The 18,607-nt window shown below is 67.4% G+C and carries 16 protein-coding genes; 9 read left to right on the top strand and 7 right to left on the bottom strand.

Annotated elements, in window-relative coordinates:
- Window positions 1–47: 47 nt before the first annotated feature.
- Complete coding sequence (locus tag ACZ1JV_RS03400; protein WP_465149580.1) at window positions 48–1,214, top strand: sulfotransferase family protein; 1,167 nt, start codon at window positions 48–50, stop codon at window positions 1,212–1,214.
- Between the two features lie 24 nt (window positions 1,215–1,238).
- Here the strand turns inward: ACZ1JV_RS03400 and ACZ1JV_RS03395 are convergent, their stop codons facing one another.
- Window positions 1,239–2,954: an FAD-dependent oxidoreductase gene (locus ACZ1JV_RS03395; RefSeq protein WP_465149579.1), complete on the bottom strand. Its 1,716-nt coding sequence runs from the start codon at window positions 2,952–2,954 to the stop codon at window positions 1,239–1,241.
- 135 nt (window positions 2,955–3,089) lie between these two features.
- Here ACZ1JV_RS03395 and ACZ1JV_RS03390 point away from each other — a divergent pair, with 135 nt between their 5' ends.
- The 4 genes from ACZ1JV_RS03390 (at window position 3,090) to estDL136 (ending at window position 6,505) form a co-directional block, all read left to right on the top strand.
- The gene (locus ACZ1JV_RS03390) at window positions 3,090–3,851 is read left to right on the top strand and encodes an SDR family NAD(P)-dependent oxidoreductase (RefSeq protein WP_465149578.1); all 762 of its coding nucleotides are present in this window, start codon (window positions 3,090–3,092) and stop codon (window positions 3,849–3,851) included.
- Window positions 3,852–3,864: 13 nt separating this feature from the next.
- Entirely contained in the window at window positions 3,865–4,572 is a 708-nt protein-coding gene (locus ACZ1JV_RS03385) for an EthD domain-containing protein (RefSeq protein WP_465149577.1), read from the top strand.
- A gap of 29 nt (window positions 4,573–4,601) precedes the next feature.
- A complete protein-coding gene (locus tag ACZ1JV_RS03380; protein ID WP_465149576.1) occupies window positions 4,602–5,480 on the top strand; it encodes an SDR family NAD(P)-dependent oxidoreductase in 879 nt (292 codons plus the stop codon).
- Window positions 5,481–5,563: 83 nt separating this feature from the next.
- Window positions 5,564–6,505 (top strand): chloramphenicol hydrolase, encoded by a 942-nt coding sequence (gene estDL136 / locus ACZ1JV_RS03375; protein ID WP_465149575.1) that lies wholly within the window; start codon window positions 5,564–5,566, stop codon window positions 6,503–6,505.
- 24 nt (window positions 6,506–6,529) lie between these two features.
- Here estDL136 and ACZ1JV_RS03370 read toward each other — a convergent pair whose 3' ends face one another.
- Both ACZ1JV_RS03370 and ACZ1JV_RS03365 read right to left on the bottom strand, forming a co-directional pair.
- On the bottom strand, window positions 6,530–7,285 hold the full coding sequence (locus tag ACZ1JV_RS03370) for a glucose 1-dehydrogenase (protein WP_465149574.1): 756 nt from the start codon (window positions 7,283–7,285) through the stop codon (window positions 6,530–6,532).
- Window positions 7,286–7,322: 37 nt separating this feature from the next.
- Entirely contained in the window at window positions 7,323–7,829 is a 507-nt protein-coding gene (locus ACZ1JV_RS03365; protein WP_465149573.1) for a nuclear transport factor 2 family protein, read from the bottom strand.
- 127 nt (window positions 7,830–7,956) lie between these two features.
- Here ACZ1JV_RS03365 and ACZ1JV_RS03360 point away from each other — a divergent pair, with 127 nt between their 5' ends.
- On the top strand, window positions 7,957–8,838 hold the full coding sequence (locus ACZ1JV_RS03360) for a crotonase/enoyl-CoA hydratase family protein (RefSeq protein ID WP_465149572.1): 882 nt from the start codon (window positions 7,957–7,959) through the stop codon (window positions 8,836–8,838).
- Window positions 8,839–8,892: 54 nt separating this feature from the next.
- On the opposite strand, the gene ACZ1JV_RS03355 is transcribed toward ACZ1JV_RS03360, so the two are convergent.
- Both ACZ1JV_RS03355 and ACZ1JV_RS03350 read right to left on the bottom strand, forming a co-directional pair.
- A complete protein-coding gene (locus tag ACZ1JV_RS03355; protein WP_465149571.1) occupies window positions 8,893–9,234 on the bottom strand; it encodes a hypothetical protein in 342 nt (113 codons plus the stop codon).
- A 75-nt stretch (window positions 9,235–9,309) separates the two neighbouring features.
- Window positions 9,310–9,993: a TetR/AcrR family transcriptional regulator gene (locus ACZ1JV_RS03350; protein WP_465149570.1), complete on the bottom strand. Its 684-nt coding sequence runs from the start codon at window positions 9,991–9,993 to the stop codon at window positions 9,310–9,312.
- Window positions 9,994–10,116: 123 nt separating this feature from the next.
- Between ACZ1JV_RS03350 and ACZ1JV_RS03345 the strand changes: the two genes are divergently transcribed.
- The 3 genes from ACZ1JV_RS03345 to ACZ1JV_RS03335 are packed head-to-tail and all read left to right on the top strand — an operon-like array spanning window position 10,117 to window position 16,509.
- On the top strand, window positions 10,117–12,336 hold the full coding sequence (locus tag ACZ1JV_RS03345; RefSeq protein ID WP_465149569.1) for a glycoside hydrolase family 3 C-terminal domain-containing protein: 2,220 nt from the start codon (window positions 10,117–10,119) through the stop codon (window positions 12,334–12,336).
- 22 nt (window positions 12,337–12,358) lie between these two features.
- Window positions 12,359–15,460, top strand: coding sequence for a family 78 glycoside hydrolase catalytic domain (locus ACZ1JV_RS03340; protein ID WP_465149568.1), 3,102 nt, complete (start codon window positions 12,359–12,361; stop codon window positions 15,458–15,460).
- Window positions 15,460–16,509 (top strand): nucleoside hydrolase, encoded by a 1,050-nt coding sequence (locus ACZ1JV_RS03335; RefSeq protein ID WP_465149567.1) that lies wholly within the window; start codon window positions 15,460–15,462, stop codon window positions 16,507–16,509. The genes ACZ1JV_RS03340 and ACZ1JV_RS03335 overlap by 1 nt, the downstream gene beginning before the upstream one ends.
- On the opposite strand, the gene ACZ1JV_RS03330 is transcribed toward ACZ1JV_RS03335, so the two are convergent.
- Window positions 16,497–17,420, bottom strand: coding sequence for an acyl-CoA dehydrogenase family protein (locus tag ACZ1JV_RS03330; protein ID WP_465149566.1), 924 nt, complete (start codon window positions 17,418–17,420; stop codon window positions 16,497–16,499). The genes ACZ1JV_RS03335 and ACZ1JV_RS03330 overlap by 13 nt on opposite strands.
- A complete protein-coding gene (locus tag ACZ1JV_RS03325; protein ID WP_465149565.1) occupies window positions 17,417–18,571 on the bottom strand; it encodes an acyl-CoA dehydrogenase family protein in 1,155 nt (384 codons plus the stop codon). The genes ACZ1JV_RS03330 and ACZ1JV_RS03325 overlap by 4 nt, the downstream gene beginning before the upstream one ends.
- Window positions 18,572–18,607: the final 36 nt, after the last annotated feature.

Here is an 18,607-nt window from a genome sequence, read left to right as displayed (position 1 = left end):
ACGCCAAGGCCGAAGACGGCACGGCATGAAGGAGAGGAATTGCCCCTATGGCCACGATCGCCCCCACGGACGAAGCGGCGTCGTTCACGTGCGACGCTCTGCTGGACGCTGCAAGGCAGCGCGCCGGGCTGAACGATTTCGGAGACACCTGGTTCCTGGAACCGATGGAACGCTTTGTAGAGGCGGTCCACCGCGAAGCCCGGCTGACGCCTGCCGGCTATGCCGCCCAGCGGGAAGTCGTGGTGAAGGGGCTGACCAGCCGGCTGCGGATGATCGAACATATTCGCCGCGCGCCCAAAATCCTTGAAGAACGGGTCGAAGTCGCCGGCGTGATTCTGGGTCTGCCGCGCACCGGCAGCACGATCTTCCACCGCCTGCTGGCCGCCGCGCCGGGCATGACCGCGATCCGCTGGTACGAAGCACAGAACTTCGCGCCTTTCCCGGATGAGACGCCCGGCGATCCCCGCGAACGGCGCGCCTACGCGCAGGCCATGATCGACGGCTGGCTGCAGCTATCGCCCGAACTCGTATCGATCCACCCCCTCGATCCCGAGGCGCCGGACGAGGAAATCCTGATCCTTGGCCAGATGTTCGTTTCGACGATGATCGAGGGCATGAGCTTCGTCCCCTCCTTCGCGCGCTGGCTGGACGGGTACGACCAGTCACGCGGGCATGAGGATCTGAAGACCATCCTCAAGTACCTGCAATGGCAGGATCCGGCCCGGCGCGGGGCGAAGTGGATCCTCAAAAGCCCCTCCAACCTGCCTTACGCCGAACTGGCCGCGCGCGCCTTTCCGGAGGCCCTGCTGATCATGACCCACCGCGATCCGGCCGAAGTCGTGCCCTCCTACGTCAGCATGGAAGCCGCGCTCTACAAGCTGGCGGCGACGGTGGAGGACCGGGAGGTCGGCCAGTTCTGGTCCGCCCGGCTGGCCGAATGGATGGCCCTGTTCGAACAGGCCCGCGCCCGCATCGGCGAGCATCGGTTTGTCGATATTGATTACCGCGCCGTGGCGCGCGATCCCATCGGGCAGGCGGAGCGGGTGCTGGCGCGCATGGGCGTGGCGCCGAACGAAGCCGCGCTGGCCGAATTCATGGCCGGGAACAGCCGCGAACAACGCCCAACGCACGACTACGCGCCGGAGCGCTTCGGGGTAGACATGGCAACGGTGCGCGACGCCTTCGCCGGATACCGCGCACGCTACCTGTCGTAAGGGTAGCGGGAAAGATCGGCGCGATCAGCTGTTCGCGCCGGTCAGGTCCCGTGCAGCGATGTAGCCGAAGGTCATGGCCGGGCCGATGGTGACGCCGGCACCCGGATAGCTCTCCCCCATGGCCGATGCGGCATTGTTGCCCACAGCGTAGAGGCCAGGGATCGCCGCGCCGCTGTCGTCCACCACTTGCGCGCGCGCATTGGTGCGCAGGCCGCCGTTGGTGCCGATGTCGCCCGGATAGATCGGCAGGGCATAGAACGGTCCCTCGGTCAGCGGACGCAGGCAGGGGTTCGGGCCGTGGCGGTAATCGCCGTACATCTTGTCATAGGCCGCCTCCCCGCGATGGAAGGCGGGATCGCGACCTTCCGCCGCATGGAGATTGAACTCCGCCACCGTGCTGGCCAGCGCGGCCGGATCCATGCCGATCTTTGCCGCCAGGTCCTCCACGCTCTGCCCCTTGCGCAGGATCTGGCGCACGCCGCGCGATTGCAGCCAGTCGGGCACCAGCGGCAGCAGCGGGCCCATCGGGAACTGGTGGCGGTAGCGATTGTCGAAGATCATCCAGCTGGGGCTGGCATCGCGATGGTCGCGCTGGCGGCGCGCCATCTCCTGCCCGGTCACGTGGTAGGACGCCGCCTCGTTCAGATAGCGCTCGCCCTTCTGGTTCACCATGATGCAGCCCGGCAGTGCCCGCTCGATCGTGCAGAGCCTGCCGCGATCCTCACCCGGAACGTAGAAGACCGGCGCGGCCCAGGCCGATTGCAGGTTCATCGTGCCCGCCCCGATCGCCGCGCCCGCGCGGATGGAATCGCCGGTATTGCTGGTGACGCCGCCGGACAGTTTCGCCTGCGGATAAAGCGGCGCATTGGCATCGCGCATCTGCTGGTTCTTGTCGAACCCGCCCGCCGCCAGCACCACGCCCTTGCGCACGCCGATCCGCAGGGGCTTGCCCTCGCGCTCCACCACGATGCCGGTGACGCGGCCGTCCCCGTGCTCACCCTCGCGCACGATCTCCCGCATCGGGCTCGCCAGCCAGACCGGCACGCCCGCCTCGTCCAGCGCCAGCCGCAACGCTCCGGTCAGCGCCGTGCCCAGAGTCAGGCGGCGATCCTTGCGCGAGGTGAAGCGGAACGGCAGGTCCAGCCAGTACTTGCCCATGTTGGCGACAAGGTGCGTGAACCAGCCCTTGGTCCGGTAGAGCAGCTCGTAGGTCTCGGCGAAGGTCCACTGGAGATAGCCGAACAGGCTGGCCGCCGGGGAAGGAAAGCGCTGCGTGCGGATCGCGGCGCCCAGCAGCTTGCCGTCGAACTCCAATGGCAGATGGGTGCGGAATCCGGTGGGCGAACCGCCCGGATTTTCCGCATGATAGTCGGGATAGGGCTGCGCCTGATAGCGCACGCGCGTATTGGCGGTGACCCAGCGCAGCATGGGCGCGGCATTGTCCACGTAGGCACGGATGTTGGCATCGGGCACATTGTCTGCCGAAAGCCCGCGCACATAGCGGAAGGCATCGTCCAGATCGTCCACAAACCCGGCTTCGCGCGCCTGGTCGCTGCCCGGAATCCAGATGCCGCCGCCCGATGTGGCGGAAGTGCCGCCCCACAGCGGATCCTTTTCGACGATCAGCACATCGGCCCGGTTATGCGCCGCGACCAGCGCGGACAGCATCCCCCCGGCCCCGGATCCGACGACGACGACATCGACAACCTTGTCCCATTGCGCGCTCGAATTCCCGGTCATGCCTCTCACCCGGCCGGTAGCCCGGCCTCTTTATAGGATCTTGTGACGCATGTTGCGATTGATATTGCACTCCTGTCAACTCCATGCGTAAAATGATGCGTCATTTTTTACGAGTCATTCGGGTAAAAGAGCATAATGGTGGAGATGGACGGCAAAGTGGCGCTGATTACCGGCGCGGGACAGGGGATCGGCCTTGGCGTGGCGCGGGCGATGGCTCAGGCCGGGGCACGAGTCATGCTGGCAGGCCGCACTTATGACAAGGTGGCGCAGGCGGCGCAGGCAATCGTCGCGGAGGGCGGAGAGGCGCAGGCGCTGGCCTGCGACGTCTGCAATGCAGAGCAGATCGACGCGGCGGTAGAGGCCACTTGCGCCGCGTTCGGCGGGATCGACGTGCTGGTCAACAACGCGCAGCAGGTGCCGCTGGGAAAGCTGGACAACGTGACGGACGAGGCTTTCATTGCCGGGTTCGAATCCGGGCCGCTGGCCACCTTCCGGCTGATGAAGCGCGTGCATCCGGTGATGGCGGCGCGCGGCGGCGGCACGATCTTCAACTTCGCCTCCTCGGCCGGGATCCGCTGGGACATGACCGGATACGGCGCCTATGCCGCCGTGAAGCAGGCCACGCGCGCGCTGACCCGCGCCGCTGCCGCCGAATGGGGCCGCGCCGGCGTGCGCGTGCTGACCATCGCGCCGCATGGGGAATCGCCCGGCCTCAAGGGCTGGATCGAGCACAATCCGGCCGAGGCCGAAGCGTTCTTCCGCACCATCCCGCTCGGCCGGATTGGCCGGCTGGAGGAAGACATCGGCCGCGCGTTGGTGGCCCTTTGCGGCACCGACCTTGGCTATCTGACCGGCGCCACCATCCCGCTCGACGGCGGGCAGGCCAATTTCGACTGAGGGACGGCAGACAGTGGAGAAGATCGTCGCTGCCCTTTGGGCGCCCCAGGACGAAAATCGAGCCGCCTACGCGGACCGGCTGCTGGCCGGTTTGCCCGCCGCTCTGCAGGCGGCCGGTGCGCGGCGCGTGCGCCTGAACTTGCGCGATGCAGCGGTCTCGCCGGCCGACCAGATGGTCCAGCGCTGGCAGGCCCCGCAGCAGGATGCGATCGTCCAGTTCTGGCTGGATTCGGCCAACAGCCGGTTTCGCGGCGCGGTAGACGCCGTGCTGGCGGAGTACTCGGACCGTTTTGCCGCATGGCTGGTTTGCGAATCGACCATCATCGCCAACGACGCGCATCCGCCACGGCCCGATGCGCGGACCTGGGGCTGGAGCCAGTCCACCTTCCTGGCCTTCCGCCGCGACATGAGCCGCGATGCCGCGCTCGCGCACTGGGTGGGCGAACACACCCGCGTCGCCATCGAGACGCAATCGAACTTCGAATACGTGCAGAACATCGTGGTGCGCCCGCTCACGGCAGATGCGCCGGCATACGATGCCTTCGTGGAGGAATGCTTCCCGGCCGAGGCGATGTCCGCACCGGAAGTGTTCTTCGACGCGGCCGGCGATCCCGCCAAGTTCGAAGAGAACGCCCGCATCATGATGGACAGTTGCACGCGCTTCATCGACTTTTCGCGGATCGACGTGATCCCGACCAGCCAATTCCAGTTCGCGGACTGACGTACCAATAGAACCAACGGGAGAGAAAAATGGCGCAAGGAAACGGAAAGGTCGCGCTCGTCACCGGCGCAAGCCGGGGCGCCGGCGCGGGCATTGCGCGCGGCTTCGGCGAAATGGGCTACACCGTCTACGTCACCGGCCGCACGACCGTGCCGGGCGATGCCAAGGGGTGGGACGGATCGGTGCTGCCGGGCACGGTGGCGGAAACCGCCGCCCGCGTGAACGAACTGGGCGGCACCGGCATCCCGGTGGTCTGCGACCATGCCGACGATGCGCAAGTCGCCGCGCTGTTCGATCGGATCCGGCAGGAATCCGGTCGGCTGGACGTGCTCGTCAACAATGCCGCCTATATGCATCACCAGCTGATCGCCAAGATGCCGTTCTGGGAGAAGGAGCTGGACGCGCAGAAGATCCTCGATGTCGGTCTGCGCTCCGCCTATGTCGCCAGCTGGCATGCGGCGCGGATGATGGTGCCGCAGGGATCGGGCTGCATCGCCATGACCTCTTCGTTCGGCGCCTCCTGCTACATGCACGGCCCGGCCTATGGCGCGCAGAAAGCCGGCCTGGACAAGCTGGCGCACGACATGGAGCACGACTTGCGGGGCACCGGCGTGATCGCCGTCTCGCTCTGGCTCGGCCCGCAAGTCACCGAACGGGCGGAGATCGCCCGCCGCACCAATCCCGAACAGTATGAGGCTTTCGCGGAAATGGCGGAGAACCCGGAATTTTCCGCGCATGTGCTGGAAGCGATCCAGAACGCACCGGATCGCGAGGAGCTTTCCGGGCAGACGCTGATCACCGCCGAAGTGGCCCGCACCTTGGGCGTTACCGATCGCGGACGGGAGCGTCCCTCGCACCGCGAGATGCTCGGCAGCCCGCGCCCGAAGAACCCGGCGGCGGTCTATTGACGCAGACCGCCCGCAGACCAGACTGACGATAAGCACCGGCGAGGCGAACGCGCCCGCCGGTCAAGGAGAGGAACGCATTGAGGATGCTCGATCCCCATATCAAGGCGCTGCTGGACATGTTCTCCGCCGCCCCGAAAGTCGATTACGCCACGATCACGCCCGAAGCGCTGCGGGCGACCAGCGACCAGCCGATGGCCTTCGCCCCGCCGCCCGAAGTGGCGCGGGTGGAGGATCTGGTCCTGCCCCTGCCCGGCCGCGACATTCCGGCGCGGCTCTACCTGCCCGAAAGTGCGGGCGAAGCCGGAGATGAAACCTCGCCGCTGGTGGTCTTCTACCATGGCGGCGGCTGGGTGATCGGCACGCTGGACACGCATGACGCCACTTGCCGCCAACTGGCGCGCGAAAGCGGCGCGGCAGTGCTCTCGGTGGGCTATCGCCTCGCGCCCGAGCATCCGTTCCCCACCCCGCTTGACGATTGCTACGACGCGCTGGTCTGGGCAGCGGCCCATGGCGAAACGTTGGGTATCGATGCCACGCGGCTGGCCGTGGCGGGCGACAGCGCCGGAGGCAATCTTGCCGCAGCAGTCGCGATCCGCGCGCGTGACGAGGGCGGCCCGGCGCTGCGCCATCAGGCGCTGGCCTATCCGGTGACCTGCAACAGCTTCGGCCACGCCTCCTACGCGGAGAATGGCGACGGCAGCTATTTCCTCTCCACCGATGCCATGCGCTGGTTCTGGCAGCACTATCTGGGCAGCGGCACGACCGGGCATGTTCCACTCGCCAGCGTGCTGGGCACGCCCGATCTTGCCGGGCTGCCTTCGGCCACGGTGATCACGGCAGAGCACGATCCGCTGCGCGATGAAGGCATGGCCTATGCCGCTCGGCTGGGCGAAGCGGGCGTGAAAGTCGACAGCGCAGTCGCGCCGGGGATGATCCACGGCTTCCTGTCGATGTTCCAGGCGGTGCCCGGCGCGCTGCCATGGATGGAGCGCGCCGGGAAGGGATTGCGCGAAGCGCTCGCCTGACTGTTCAGGCGAGCGTCCTATCGATCAGATGGCGGTCGCCCCGCCATCGATCACCATGGGATGGCCGGTGACGAAAGCCGACGCGTCGCTGCAGAGCCAGACGACCGCCTCGGCAATCTCCTCAGCCTTGCCCATGCGGCCCATCGGGGTCATCCCCTCGATCACTTGCTTCATCTGCGGATCGGCGACCAGCGGGGCGGTCATCGGCGTTTCGATCACGCCGGGGCACACCGCATTGACGCGAATGCCGGCCTTGGCCCAGCGCAGCGCGCCGTGGCGGGTAAGGCCGATGACGCCGTGCTTGGTGGCAGTGTAGCCGGGCTGGCTGGGATTGCCGACCAGGCCGTTGATCGAGGCGGTATTGACGATGGCGCCGCCGCCTTGCGCCAGCATCACTTCCGCTTCCTCGCGCATGCACAGCATCACGCCGGTCAGGTTGATGCCCACGCTGCGCGCCCAGACCTCATCCTCATATTCGTTGGCAGCGATGGAGTTGATCCCGGCATTATTGAACGCATAGTCGAGCCTGCCGAATGCGGAGACTGCGGCGGCGACCATCGACTTCACCTCATCCCCCTTGCTCACGTCGCAGCGTTGCCAGACGGCCTTGCCGCCGGCCTTCTCGATCAACGACACGGTTTCGCGGCCGCCTTCCTCGTTGACGTCGCTGACCAGCACGCCGGCGCCGGAGCGGGCGAAGGCCAGCGCGGCGGCGCGGCCGATGCCGCCGCTTGCGCCGGTGACCAGCGCGACCTTGCCGGCCAATCCGTAATCGATCATTCCCATATCCTCTCTCAGATCTCTTTCAGGCAGCCGCTCAGGCAGCCACTGGCACTTCGCCGCAGGCGATGACGCGCAGCGCACCGTCTTCGGCGATTTCCTCGGTAATCATCGACGTCACCCGGCTTACCGTTTCAGCAATGAACCAGCGGCCCTGATGGCGGCGGTAGACATCGTCATATTCCACGGCGAGGCGGGTGATGCGCTGGGCGCTCATCAGGATGGTGCGGAAATTGAGCGACCAGAGCCCGCGCGCCTCATCCGGCCCGACAAGGTCGATTTCCCAGTTGGTGGCGTGGTGAATGTCATGCACGCCGGGCTGGCACGCCATCTGGCTGAACACCTCTACGAAGGCATCGCGGTCCGCAAATTCGGGGAATCCTTCGTAAGCGATGCGCGCGCCGGTTGGCAGGAAGCAGTCTCGCACCACGTCCGGCTCCTTGAGATCGCAGGCGCGCAGGTAACGGGCCTTGAGCGCACGGATCGCCTCCTTATCCTCCAGCACGGCAAGGCGCGCGGCGATCTCTTCCAGGCTGATGGGCATTCGCGTCTCTCCGAAATTTATCGTCTGATTTGCTTTATTGCGCTTTATATTGAACTTTGAATTACGCAAATCAACATCAAACTGACCGGTAGGCGGCAGTGATGCGAATCGGGAAAGAGGATCAGGAATGGCCGGTTACTCCACCATCCGATACGAACATGACCAGGGCCTGCTGCGCCTGACGCTGAACCGGCCAGAGGCGTTGAATGCCTTTACCGTCACCATGGCCGACGAACTGGTGGATGCCTATGCCCGCGCCAGCCGGGACGACGACGTGCGGGCCATCGTCGTCACCGGGGAAGGCCGGGCGTTCTGCGCGGGCATGGACCTTTCGGTGGGCGGAAACGTCTTCGGGCTGGACGAAAACCTGTCCCCCACGCTGGCCGGCCTGGCCATGCGTCCTGTCGCGCCGGAAATCGAGCGCGGCGTGCGGGACACCGGCGGGCGCGTGGCGCTGGCGATGTTCGCCTGCACCAAGCCGATCGTCGGCGCCATCAACGGCGCCGCCGTGGGCATCGGCGCGACGATGACGCTGCCGATGGACTTCCGCCTCGCCTCCGAAAAGGCCCGCATCGGCTTCGTATTCGGCCGGCTGGGGATCACGCCGGAAGCCTGCTCGACCTGGTTCCTGCCGCGCATCGTCGGCATGACGCAGGCGCTGGAATGGTTCTACCGCGCCGAACCGTTCGGCGCGCAGGAGGCGCTCGACAAAGGGCTGGTCCGCTCCATCCACGCACCGGAAGTGCTGGTTGAGGAGGCCTGCGCGTTCGCGCGGTCGCTGGTGCGGGATCGGTCGCCGGTCAGCGTGGCGCTGATCCGTCAGATGGTCCTGCGCAACAGCGCCGCACCCCATCCCCGCGCGGCGCATGACGTGGAATCGCTGGCGATGTTCCACACCAGCATGGCGGACGGGAAGGAAGGCGTTGCCGCCTTTCTGGAGAAACGCACGCCGAACTTCACTGGCACGGCATCCGCCCTGCCGCCGTTCTTTCCGTGGCAGCAGGACTAAGCCGGACGGTCCCCCGCGCGCCGGAGCGTGCGGGGGTCCGTCCGGTGTAATCGGCTACTTCAGCTTGGCGAAATCGGCGTCGATTGCCGCAAGCCGCGCATCGGTGATGTCGGTCGAGGCATATTGTTGCACCACCTTCAGCGTCATGCCGCGCGCCATTTCCACCTGATCGTTGGTGGTGAAGCCGGGAATGTGCTTCTCGACGATGGCCTTGGCCGCCGGATCGTCCAGCAGGGTGCCGATCTCGGTATCGGTCGTCGTGTACTTGGCCTTAGCCGCCGGCGCGGGCGTCGCAGGAGCAGCCGGAGTCGCAGGCTTGGCCGGTGCAGCCGCGAAGGCGGGCGAACCGATCATGCCCAGCGTTGCGGCAGCGAGAGCAATGGAAATCTTGCGCATCAGTCATCCTCATCGAGTCGAGGGTCAATTCCTCGCATCGAATATATCGAACGACATCGTTCGAATATCAAGCGCTCACCACGCGGCCCGTCCGGCCACGATCACATCCACCAGCCTTTCGGCGAAAAGAGGCAGGCTTTCGCCGCTTCCGGCCAGCCCGTCTTCCTGGATCTGAAAACCCGAAAGCCCGGCCACCAGCATGCGGGCCACCGCCTCCGCATCGCGCGGCGCCTGCCCCTCGCGCCGGCCCGCATCCTCGATATCGCGCACCAGCAAGTCGACGATGTAGCGATAGCCGCGCTCATGCATGGTCGCGGCCAGTTCGGGAAACCGGCTGCGTACCGACAGCAACAACCGCTGTAGTCCCAGCACTTCAGGGGTTTGCAGGAACCTCGCGATCATGCGGGCGTGATGGCGCAGGCGCTGCTCGATATCGTCGGTCAGTTCATGGTCCTGCCGCGAAGCCTCGTCCGACCAGTCGCGCACAGAAGCGTCGATCACGGCGATGAACAGTGCCTCCTTCGAGGGGTGCCGCGCATAGAGCGTGCCCTTCGAAATATCCGCCGCCGCCGCGATCTGCTCCATGGCCACGGCGTCGAAACCGTCCGCCAGAAACCGCGCGCGCGCGACGTCGATGACCAGCCGGTCGATGGCCGATGCACGCGCAAGGCTGGGACGGCCACGGCGCGATCCGGCGGAATTCTTGGAGTTACTGGTCATCACGGGCTTGTTCCACAGCGGCTGAGTGCAGGCAAGCATAGCGCCTCTTCAAACTTAAATCGAACGCTACCGAACATTTTATTGACAGGGCCCGGCGATGCCCCATACCCATGGCGAAGAACCCGGACGGACGCCGTTACGGATATTGGGAGAAAGGGACCGATGCCCACCATCGCCATGCGCCTGCTGGCAGGCTCCGCACTTGCGATCGCCTTTGCGGTGCCGCTCGCCGCCCAGACGGATGAGGCTGCCACAAACGCCGATCGGCGGGCCGAAGAAACGCTGTCGCGGATGACGCAGGAAGAGAAGATCAGCCTCATCCACGGCCGCATGCTGATGATGGTTCTGGCCGCCAAGCGCCCGGACGGCGCGACGCTGGGCGCCGGCTATGTCGATGGGGTGCCCCGGCTTGGCGTGCCGCCCCAGCTCTCCACGGACGCCAGCCTTGGCGTGTCCAACCTGCTGGACATGCGCAAGGGCGATACGGCCACGGCGCTGCCTTCCGGTCTGGCGCTGGCGGCGACATGGAACCCGGCGCTGGTGCGCGAGGGCGGCCGCATGATCGGATCGGAAGCGCGGGCCAAGGGCTTCAACGTGATGCTGGCGGGCGGCGCCAATCTGGTGCGCGATCCGCGCGGGGGGCGTAATTTCGAATATCTGGGCGAGGATCCGCTGCTGGCGGGAACGCTGGTGGCGGCGCAGATCCAGGGCATCCAGTCCAACCACATGATCTCCACCATCAAGCATTTCGCGCTGAACGATCAGGAGACCGGCCGCTCCAGCGCATCGGTGGAGATGGATGAGAAAGCCATGCGCGAAAGCGACCTGCTGGCGTTCGAAATCGGGATCGAGAATGGCGCGCCCGGCGCGGTGATGTGCGCCTACAACAAAGTCGGCGGTACTTATGCCTGCGAAAATCCCTTCCTGCTGACGCAATTGCTGCGCAAGGAATGGGGCTTCAAGGGCTTCGTCATGTCGGACTGGGGCGCGGTCCATTCGCTGGGATCGCTGCAGGCCGGGCTGGACCAGCAACAGGGCGAGCAGATCGACGCCAAACGCTGGTTCTCCACCGAACTCACTGCCGCGCTGGCGAATGGGTCTATGCCGGCAAGCGCCCTCGATACCGCCGCGCGCCGCGTGTTGCGGTCGATCTATGCCCATGGCCTTGACGCGCATCCTCCCGCCAGGGGGCCGATCGATGCGGAGGCGAACGCCCGCGTCGCCCAGCACGCGGCGGAGGAAGGCATCGTGCTGCTGCGCAACCGCGACGGACTGCTGCCGCTGGCCGCATCGGCGCGCTCGATCGCGGTAATCGGCGGCCATGCCGATCTGGGCGTGCTTTCCGGCGGCGGATCGAGCCAGGTCACGCCGATGGGCGGTTTCCGCAAGCTGGAGGCGATCAACGAAGGCCCTGCCGCTGCCTTCGCGCGCAAGGGCTATGGAGGCACGCCGCCGCTCGACGCGATCCGCGCCGCTTTTCCGCAAGCGCAAGTCACTTTCGTGGACGGCGCCGATCCTCAAGCCGCGGCAGCCGCTGCCAAAGCGGCCGACATCGCCGTGGTCTTCGGGGAAAAGTTCGCGACCGAGGCGCTGGACCAGCACACCCTTGCGCTCGACGGCGATCAGGATGCGCTGATCGATGCCGTCACCGCCGCCAATCCGCGCAGCGTGGTGGTGCTGGAAACGGGCAATGCCGTGCTGATGCCCTGGGCCGACAAGGCCGGCGCAATCCTGGCGGCGTGGTTCCCGGGGCAGCGCGGCGGCGACGCGATTGCCGCCGTGATTGCGGGCAAAGTCAATCCATCGGGCCGCCTGCCGGTGACGTTCCCGGCCGCGCTTGACCAGTTGCCCAACCCCACACTGCCCGGCGCCGGCCTGCCGCCACCGACCGCGCAGGACCGTCTGACGTATGGCCTCAACACCAATTCGCCGGCCTTCACCATCCACTATCCGGAAGGCGCCGATGCCGGATACCGCTGGTTCGACCGCAAGGCGCTGAAGCCCGCCTATGCCTTCGGTTACGGGCTTTCCTATACGACTTTCGCCTATTCCGGCCTCTCGGTGAAAGGCGGCAAGACGCTGACGGTGCGCTTCACCGTCGCCAATTCCGGCAAGCGCGCCGGGGCCGATGTGCCGCAGGTCTACGTCACCTTGCCCGGCAAGGCGAAGCGGCTGATCGGCTGGGAGAAAATCACCCTCGCGCCCGGCGAAAAGCGCACCGTCACACTGACTGCCGATCCGCGCCTGCTGGCCGATTACGACACTGCCGCCGCGGGTTGGACGGTTTCGGCGAGCAAAGTGAAGGTCGAACTTGCGCGCTCCGCCACCGATCCGGCGCTCTCTGCAACGGCCCAATTGACCGCTTCGACGCTGCAGCCCTGAACGGCACCTAAGGACACCCGAGATGCACCTGAACCGCCGTGAAGCCATCGGCGCGGGCCTTGCCGGCGCCGGCATCGCACTGGCCCCGCTGGAAAGCTGGGCCAAGCCCGATTCCACACCTCGGATCGAGGGCGTGCGCACGTGCGGGCTGGTCGATCCACTCGCCCTTGGCGACCTGCCCCCGCGTTTCTCATGGCGGCTGGCCGACCCCGCCAAGGGCGCGCGGCAAATCGCCTGGCGGGTGACCGTCGCCCGCTCTGCCGAGGACTTGTCCGCCGGCCGCGACCTGTTGTGGGACAGCGGGCGGGTGTCTTCCGGCCAGTGCCTCGATGTCGCCTATGGCGGGCCTGCCTTGCCCTCACGGTCCCGCGCGGTTTGGCAGGTGGAGGTGTGGACCGGCCATGGCTCGCTGAAAAGCGCACCGGCCGTCTGGGAAACCGGCCTTGCCTCACCCAGCGATTGGCAGGCCGAGTGGCTTGCCTCCGAAACGCCGGTTGCCCGAGCCGACCGAATGGCCGGGCTGCACTGGATCGCCGGCAGCGAAATGCCCAAGGCTGGCGGCAGCCGCCATTTCCGCTGGAATCTGGAGCATTCCGGCGGCCCCGCCGAACTCTGCCTTTCCGCGCATGAGACCATCGGCCTCTGGCTGAACGGCAAGCCCTTGCCCGCGCCGCGCGGCGTGCCGCAGGACGGGCCGGTGCGCTGGGCGCAGATGGCGGTCTATCCGATAACGCTGGCCAAGGGCCGCAATGTCGTGGCCATTGAAGTGCGGCGAGAACTGGGCTTCGGTGTCGCCCCGCCGGTGCTGGCCGCGCTGCTGCGCCATGGCCCCGCTATGGGCGAGCGGCTGACCTCGCTCTCCCCCGGCTGGAAGGTATCGAACGAGGCCGCCGAAGGCTGGCACTTGCCCGCGTTCGACGACAGCGGCTGGACCGACGCCAAGCCTGCCACCGGCTCGCTGCCGATCGGCGACCCCTGGCCGATCTATCCCGCCAACCTGCTGCGCACATCCTTCGCGCTGAACGGCAAAGTCCGCGCCGCCCGCCTCCATGCCACGGCCTTGGGGGTCTATGAGGCCCGGATCAACGGAGCGCCGGTGGACGACCGCAAGCTGGCCCCGGAATTCACCGATCCCTCCAAGCGCGTGTTATTCCAGACTTACGATGTCACGGCCGCGCTGCGCGATGGCGACAACCTGCTGGCCTTCACCGTGGCCGACGGCTGGTACGGATCGAAGTTCAGCCTGAACGGCCGCTTCTGCTTCGGCCCCGCGCCGTGCCGGCTGAAAGCGCAGCTTGAGATCGACTATGCCGACGGCCGCCGCGAAGTGATCGCCACCGGCCCCGGCTGGCAGATCGCCGAAGCCCCCGTCCGCGCGGCCAGCATCTACGACGGCGAAGTCCACGACGCCCGTATCGACCCCGCGGACTGGCGGGCGGCCGAAATCATCGAAGCGCCGTCCGTGGCGGTGGAACCCCAGCGCTGCCCGCCGATCCGCGTTGGCGAAGTGCGCCGCCCGGTCGCCACGCGCCGCCTTTCCGCCGGTCGCTACGTGCTCGATTTCGGGCAGAACTTCGCCGGCTGGCCGCGCCTTTCCGTCGAAGCCGCCGCCGGCACGCAGATCGAGATGCGCTTTGCCGAACTCGTGGCTGCAGACGGCAGCGCCGACCAGTCCAACTTGCGCACCGCCTGGCAGCGCGACATCTACATCGCGGCCGGGAAAGGACGTGAGGTGTGGGAGCCGCGCTTCACCTACCACGGTTTCCGCTACATCGAAGTGAGCGGCGTGCCCGACGATCCCGCGCGCTGGTCGATCGAGGGGCTGGTCGGCCATCAGGATCTGGACCTTACCGGAGAGCTGCGCGTGGGCGATCCGGTCGTCCAGAAGTTCTGGGAAAACGCGGTGTGGAGCCAGAAGTCGAACTTCTTCGGCCTGCCCACCGACTGCCCCCAGCGCGACGAGCGGCTTGGCTGGATGGGCGATGCCGAAGTGTTCTGGCCGGCCGCCGCCTTCAACATGGATGTCGCCGCCTATACCGCGCGGGTGATGGAGGACGTGCGCCACAGCCAGTCCGCCAAGGGTGGCTTTCCCGATTGCATCCCGCCTTTCGTGCCCACGGTCAGCCTGTCCTCGCCCGGCTGGGCGGATGCGGGAATCGTGCTGCCGTGGACGGCGTGGCGGCAATATGGCGATACCGGCGTGATCGCGGCCAACTGGCAGGCGATGGAACGCTACATGGACTGGCTGCTCGCCACCAATCCCGATCACCTGTGGGTGAAGGGGCGCGGGGCGGACTATGGCGACTGGCTGGCGGTCGATGCCAGCACGGCCAATCCGGGCGAAGCCACCACGCCCAAGGACCTGATCGGCACCGCGTTCTGGGCGGAAGATGCGCGGATGATGGCCGACATGGCAGAGGCGACGGGCCATGCCGCAGCCGCAGCGAAGTACCGCGCGCTGTTCGATGCCATCCGGCAGGCTTTCGCCGCTGCCTATGTCAAATCCGATGGCAGCGTCGGCAATGGCAGCCAGACCGGCCATGTGCTTGCCATCCGCTTCGGCCTGCTCTCCCCCGAAGGCGCGGCAGAGGCGGGCAAGCGCCTTGCCGCAGACATTGCTCGGCGCGGCAATCACCTCTCCACCGGCTTCCTCGGCACGCCGCACATTCTCGACGCGCTGGCCCTGTCCGGGCAGGAGGACATGGCCGTGACATTGCTGCTGCAGCGTTCGAAACCCTCATGGGGCTACATGGTGGAGCAGGGCGCGACGACGATGTGGGAGCGGTGGAACAGCGATGAGGGCGACGTGGGGATGAACAGCCGCAACCACTACGCCTTCGGGGCCATCGGCGCTTTCCTGTTCCGCCGGATCGCCGGGATCGCCCCGCTGGAGCCGGGCTTCGCCAAAGTGGCCGTGGCCCCGATCATGGACCCGCGCCTCGGTTCGGGCGGCGCCACTTATCGCAGCATGCGCGGGCCGATCCGCACCGACTGGACCGCGAAGGACGGCCGCTTCCGCCTTGATGTAGAACTGCCGCCCGGCGTCGCGGGCGAAGTGCGCCTGCCGGGCGGGCGCACCGCGAAAGCAGCCTCGGGCCTCGCCCGCTTTTCCGGAACCCTATGATGGATCGCCCGCGTTTCCCGATCGACCGCCGCAGCATGATCGCCGCGTCTGCCGCGACGCTGGGCGCAACTATACTGCCCGCGCTGGCGTTCGGCGCGGCCGGGGACAAAGCCCCGTTCGCGCCGCCGGTCGGTCCCCGCGCGCGCGTCATGTTCGTCAACGATCTGGCCGGCGATGTGGACGGGCTGTTCGCTGCCGTCCATGCCGTGCTCTCACCCTCGATCGACCTGCGCGCCATCGTCACCACCGGCACCGGCGTAAAGACCGAAACAGCGCAGCGGGCCACCGAACTCGCGCATGAGATGCTCGCCGCGATGGGGCGGGAGGGTACGATTCCGGTCGCGACCGGCGCCGCGCAAAAGCTTCAAGCCTCGGGCGCGCCGGACCGTTCCGCAGGCACCATGGCCTTGATCGCGGAAGCCCGGCGGACCGACAGCAAACTGCCGCTTTACGTCGCGGTGGGCGGCGGCCTTACCGAACTGGCCAGCGCGCTGGCACTGGCACCGGACATCGCCAATCGCATGACGCTGATCTGGATCGGCGGCGGCGCCTATCCGGAGGGCGGGGCCGAATACAATTTCGCCATAGACCGGATCGCCGCGCAGCAGGTCTTCGCATCCGGCGTGCCGATCTGGCAGGTTCCATCCGATGTCTACGCCGCTTGCCAGATCTCTCTGACCGAGTTGCAGGCCCGGGTGGCGCCGCATGGCCGGATCGGCGCATGGCTTTATGCGCGCATGCTGGCGGCGGCGGCGGACTTCGGCTCGCGCTATCACCTCAACACCGGGGAGACCTGGACTCTGGGCGATAGTCCGCTGGTGCTGCTGACCGCGCTGACGGCATGGCCGCCCACCGCGATGCGCCCGCTGCCGCGCAGCGAAGCGACCGGCGGCAGCCGTTTCGACGAGCGGCCCGCCCCGCTGCTGAACGACAACGGAAGCTATGGGCCGCGCAGCGACGGGCGAGCGATCCGCGTCTATCGCAGCGTCGACACGCGCCTGATGTTCGGAGATTTCTTCGCTAAGCTTGGCATGAATTACCCCGCCTGAAAGATCGCGCCGCGCACCCAATCTACCGAGCCCGCACGCGTGCCGAGCCGCAGAAGGCCAAGGCGTGCGTTCCAGTATCCTTCCGATCCGTCCGCCAGGCGCCATTCGTGCAGGCGGCGGGTCAGCAGTTGCAGATCGCATTCCGCGCTGATGCCGATGGCGCCGTGGACCGCATGGGCGGTAGTGGCGACGCGTGCGGCGGCGGTGGAGGCGACCGACTTGGCGCTCGCCGCCGCCTCCACGGAGAGATCGAGCCCGCCTGCACACCCCAGTCGGGCGGCGATGCGGGCGGCAACGGCATCTTCGGCCATGACCGCAAGACTTTGCTGCAGCGCCTGCTGGCGGCCGATGGGCTTGCCGAACTGCACCCGCTCATTGGCATAGGCCACGGTCGTTTCCAGCAGGCGCCCCGCCGCACCGGCGATCTGCGCCGCGCGGAGCACGGCCGCCAGCGGGCGCAGGCCGTGCGCGGGACGGGGAAGCGGCGTGCCGGATATCATTGACGCGGGATCGGTCAGTCGCAGCCGCTCGCCGTCATCGATCAGCACATGCCTGGCGACCGAAAGGCAGGGCGGCGCCTGCACGGCGGAATTCGCCAAGGCCACAGGGCCATCCGGCACCGCGATGCCGGCACGCGACAGCAGGGCGCGGGCGATCATCGTCTCGCCCACCGGCAGCGGCACGGCATGGGCGCCCAGCGCTTCGAACAGCGGCGCGACTTCGGCCAAGGGCAGCCCCGCGCCGCCCTGTTCTTCCGCGACCAGCGCGTCGAGAAAACCGGATTCGGCGATCTCGTCCCAGAGCGGCTGCCATGACTTTCCCGCTTCTACTGCGCGGACCACGGCAGGGGGGCAGGCGGAAGCCAGCATGCGGGTAAAAGGTTCCAGCAGGTCCATCTCGTCCTCCCTCATCGCAGGCCCATCCCGCGCGCGATGATGCCGCGCAGGATTTCCCGCGTGCCGCCGCGCAGCGAAAAGCTGGGCGCGATATGCGTGACGTAGAGCAGCGTGCCATACAGCTCCGCGCTCACCGCTTCGTCCGGATGCGCGGCCAGATCGTCGCCGATGGCCAGCGGCAGCGCCTGTTCGAAACCGGTGCCCCGGTCCTTGACCAGACTGGCCTCGACAACCGGGCTTTCGCCCCGCGCAAGGCGGGCGGTGCAGGCGATGGACATGGCGCGCAGCGCGGCCAGTTCGGCCATGAATTGCCCCACCAGCGGCGCGGCATCGGTGCGCCCGGCGGCCTGCATATGCGCGATCCAGGCGTCCAGCAGCACCACGCTGGAATAGATACGTTCCGGCCCCGAGCGCTCGAAGGCGAGTTCGGCGGTGACCTGTTTCCAGCCCTCCCCCTCCTGCCCGACCAGCGCGTCGTCACCCAGTTCGACATTGTCGAAGAAGACTTCGGCGAAATGGGCGTCGCCGGTCAGGTCGACGATGGGCCGCACGGTCACGCCGGGCAGCGACAGGTCGACGATCAGTTGCGAGAGCCCCGCCTGCCGGTCTCCCGCCGCGCCGGAGGTGCGGACCAGCGCGATCATGTAGTGCGAATGCGTGGCGTTGGTGGTCCAGATCTTCTGGCCGCTGAGCCGCCAGCCGCTCGCCGTCCGCTCGGCGCGGGTGCGGACGCTGGCAAGGTCCGATCCGGAGCCGGGCTCGCTCATGCCGATGCAGAACAGCGCCTCGCCCCGGCAGATCGCGGGGATGTAGCGTCGGCGCTGCGCCTCGGTGCCATAGTGGAGGATCAGCGGGGCGCTCTGGCGGTCGGCGATCCAATGTGCGGCGACCGGGGCCCCGGCGGCCAGCAGTTCCTCCACCACCACGAAGCGGGCGAAGGGGCCGCGCTCCTGCCCGCCATAGGCCTTGGGCAGCGTCAGGCCCAGAAAGCCTGCTTCGCCCAGCGCACGGCTGAAAGCGGCGTCGAACCCCTGCCACGACCGCGCGCGGCGATCGAGCGGCAGGCGGTCCAGACGGCCTTGCAGGAATTCGCGAATGCGGGGCCGCAGCGCCTCATCCTCGGGCGGCAGCGACGCCAGCGTCAGCGTATCGAACACGTCGGGCATCCTCCTGCGTGACCGGCGGTGGAGCCCCGCCTTGCC

The organism is Novosphingobium sp. BL-S-19 (assembly GCF_055521675.1).
The sequence above is the reverse complement of the archived record's forward strand: the minus strand, read 5'-3'. Positions and strand labels throughout refer to the sequence as shown.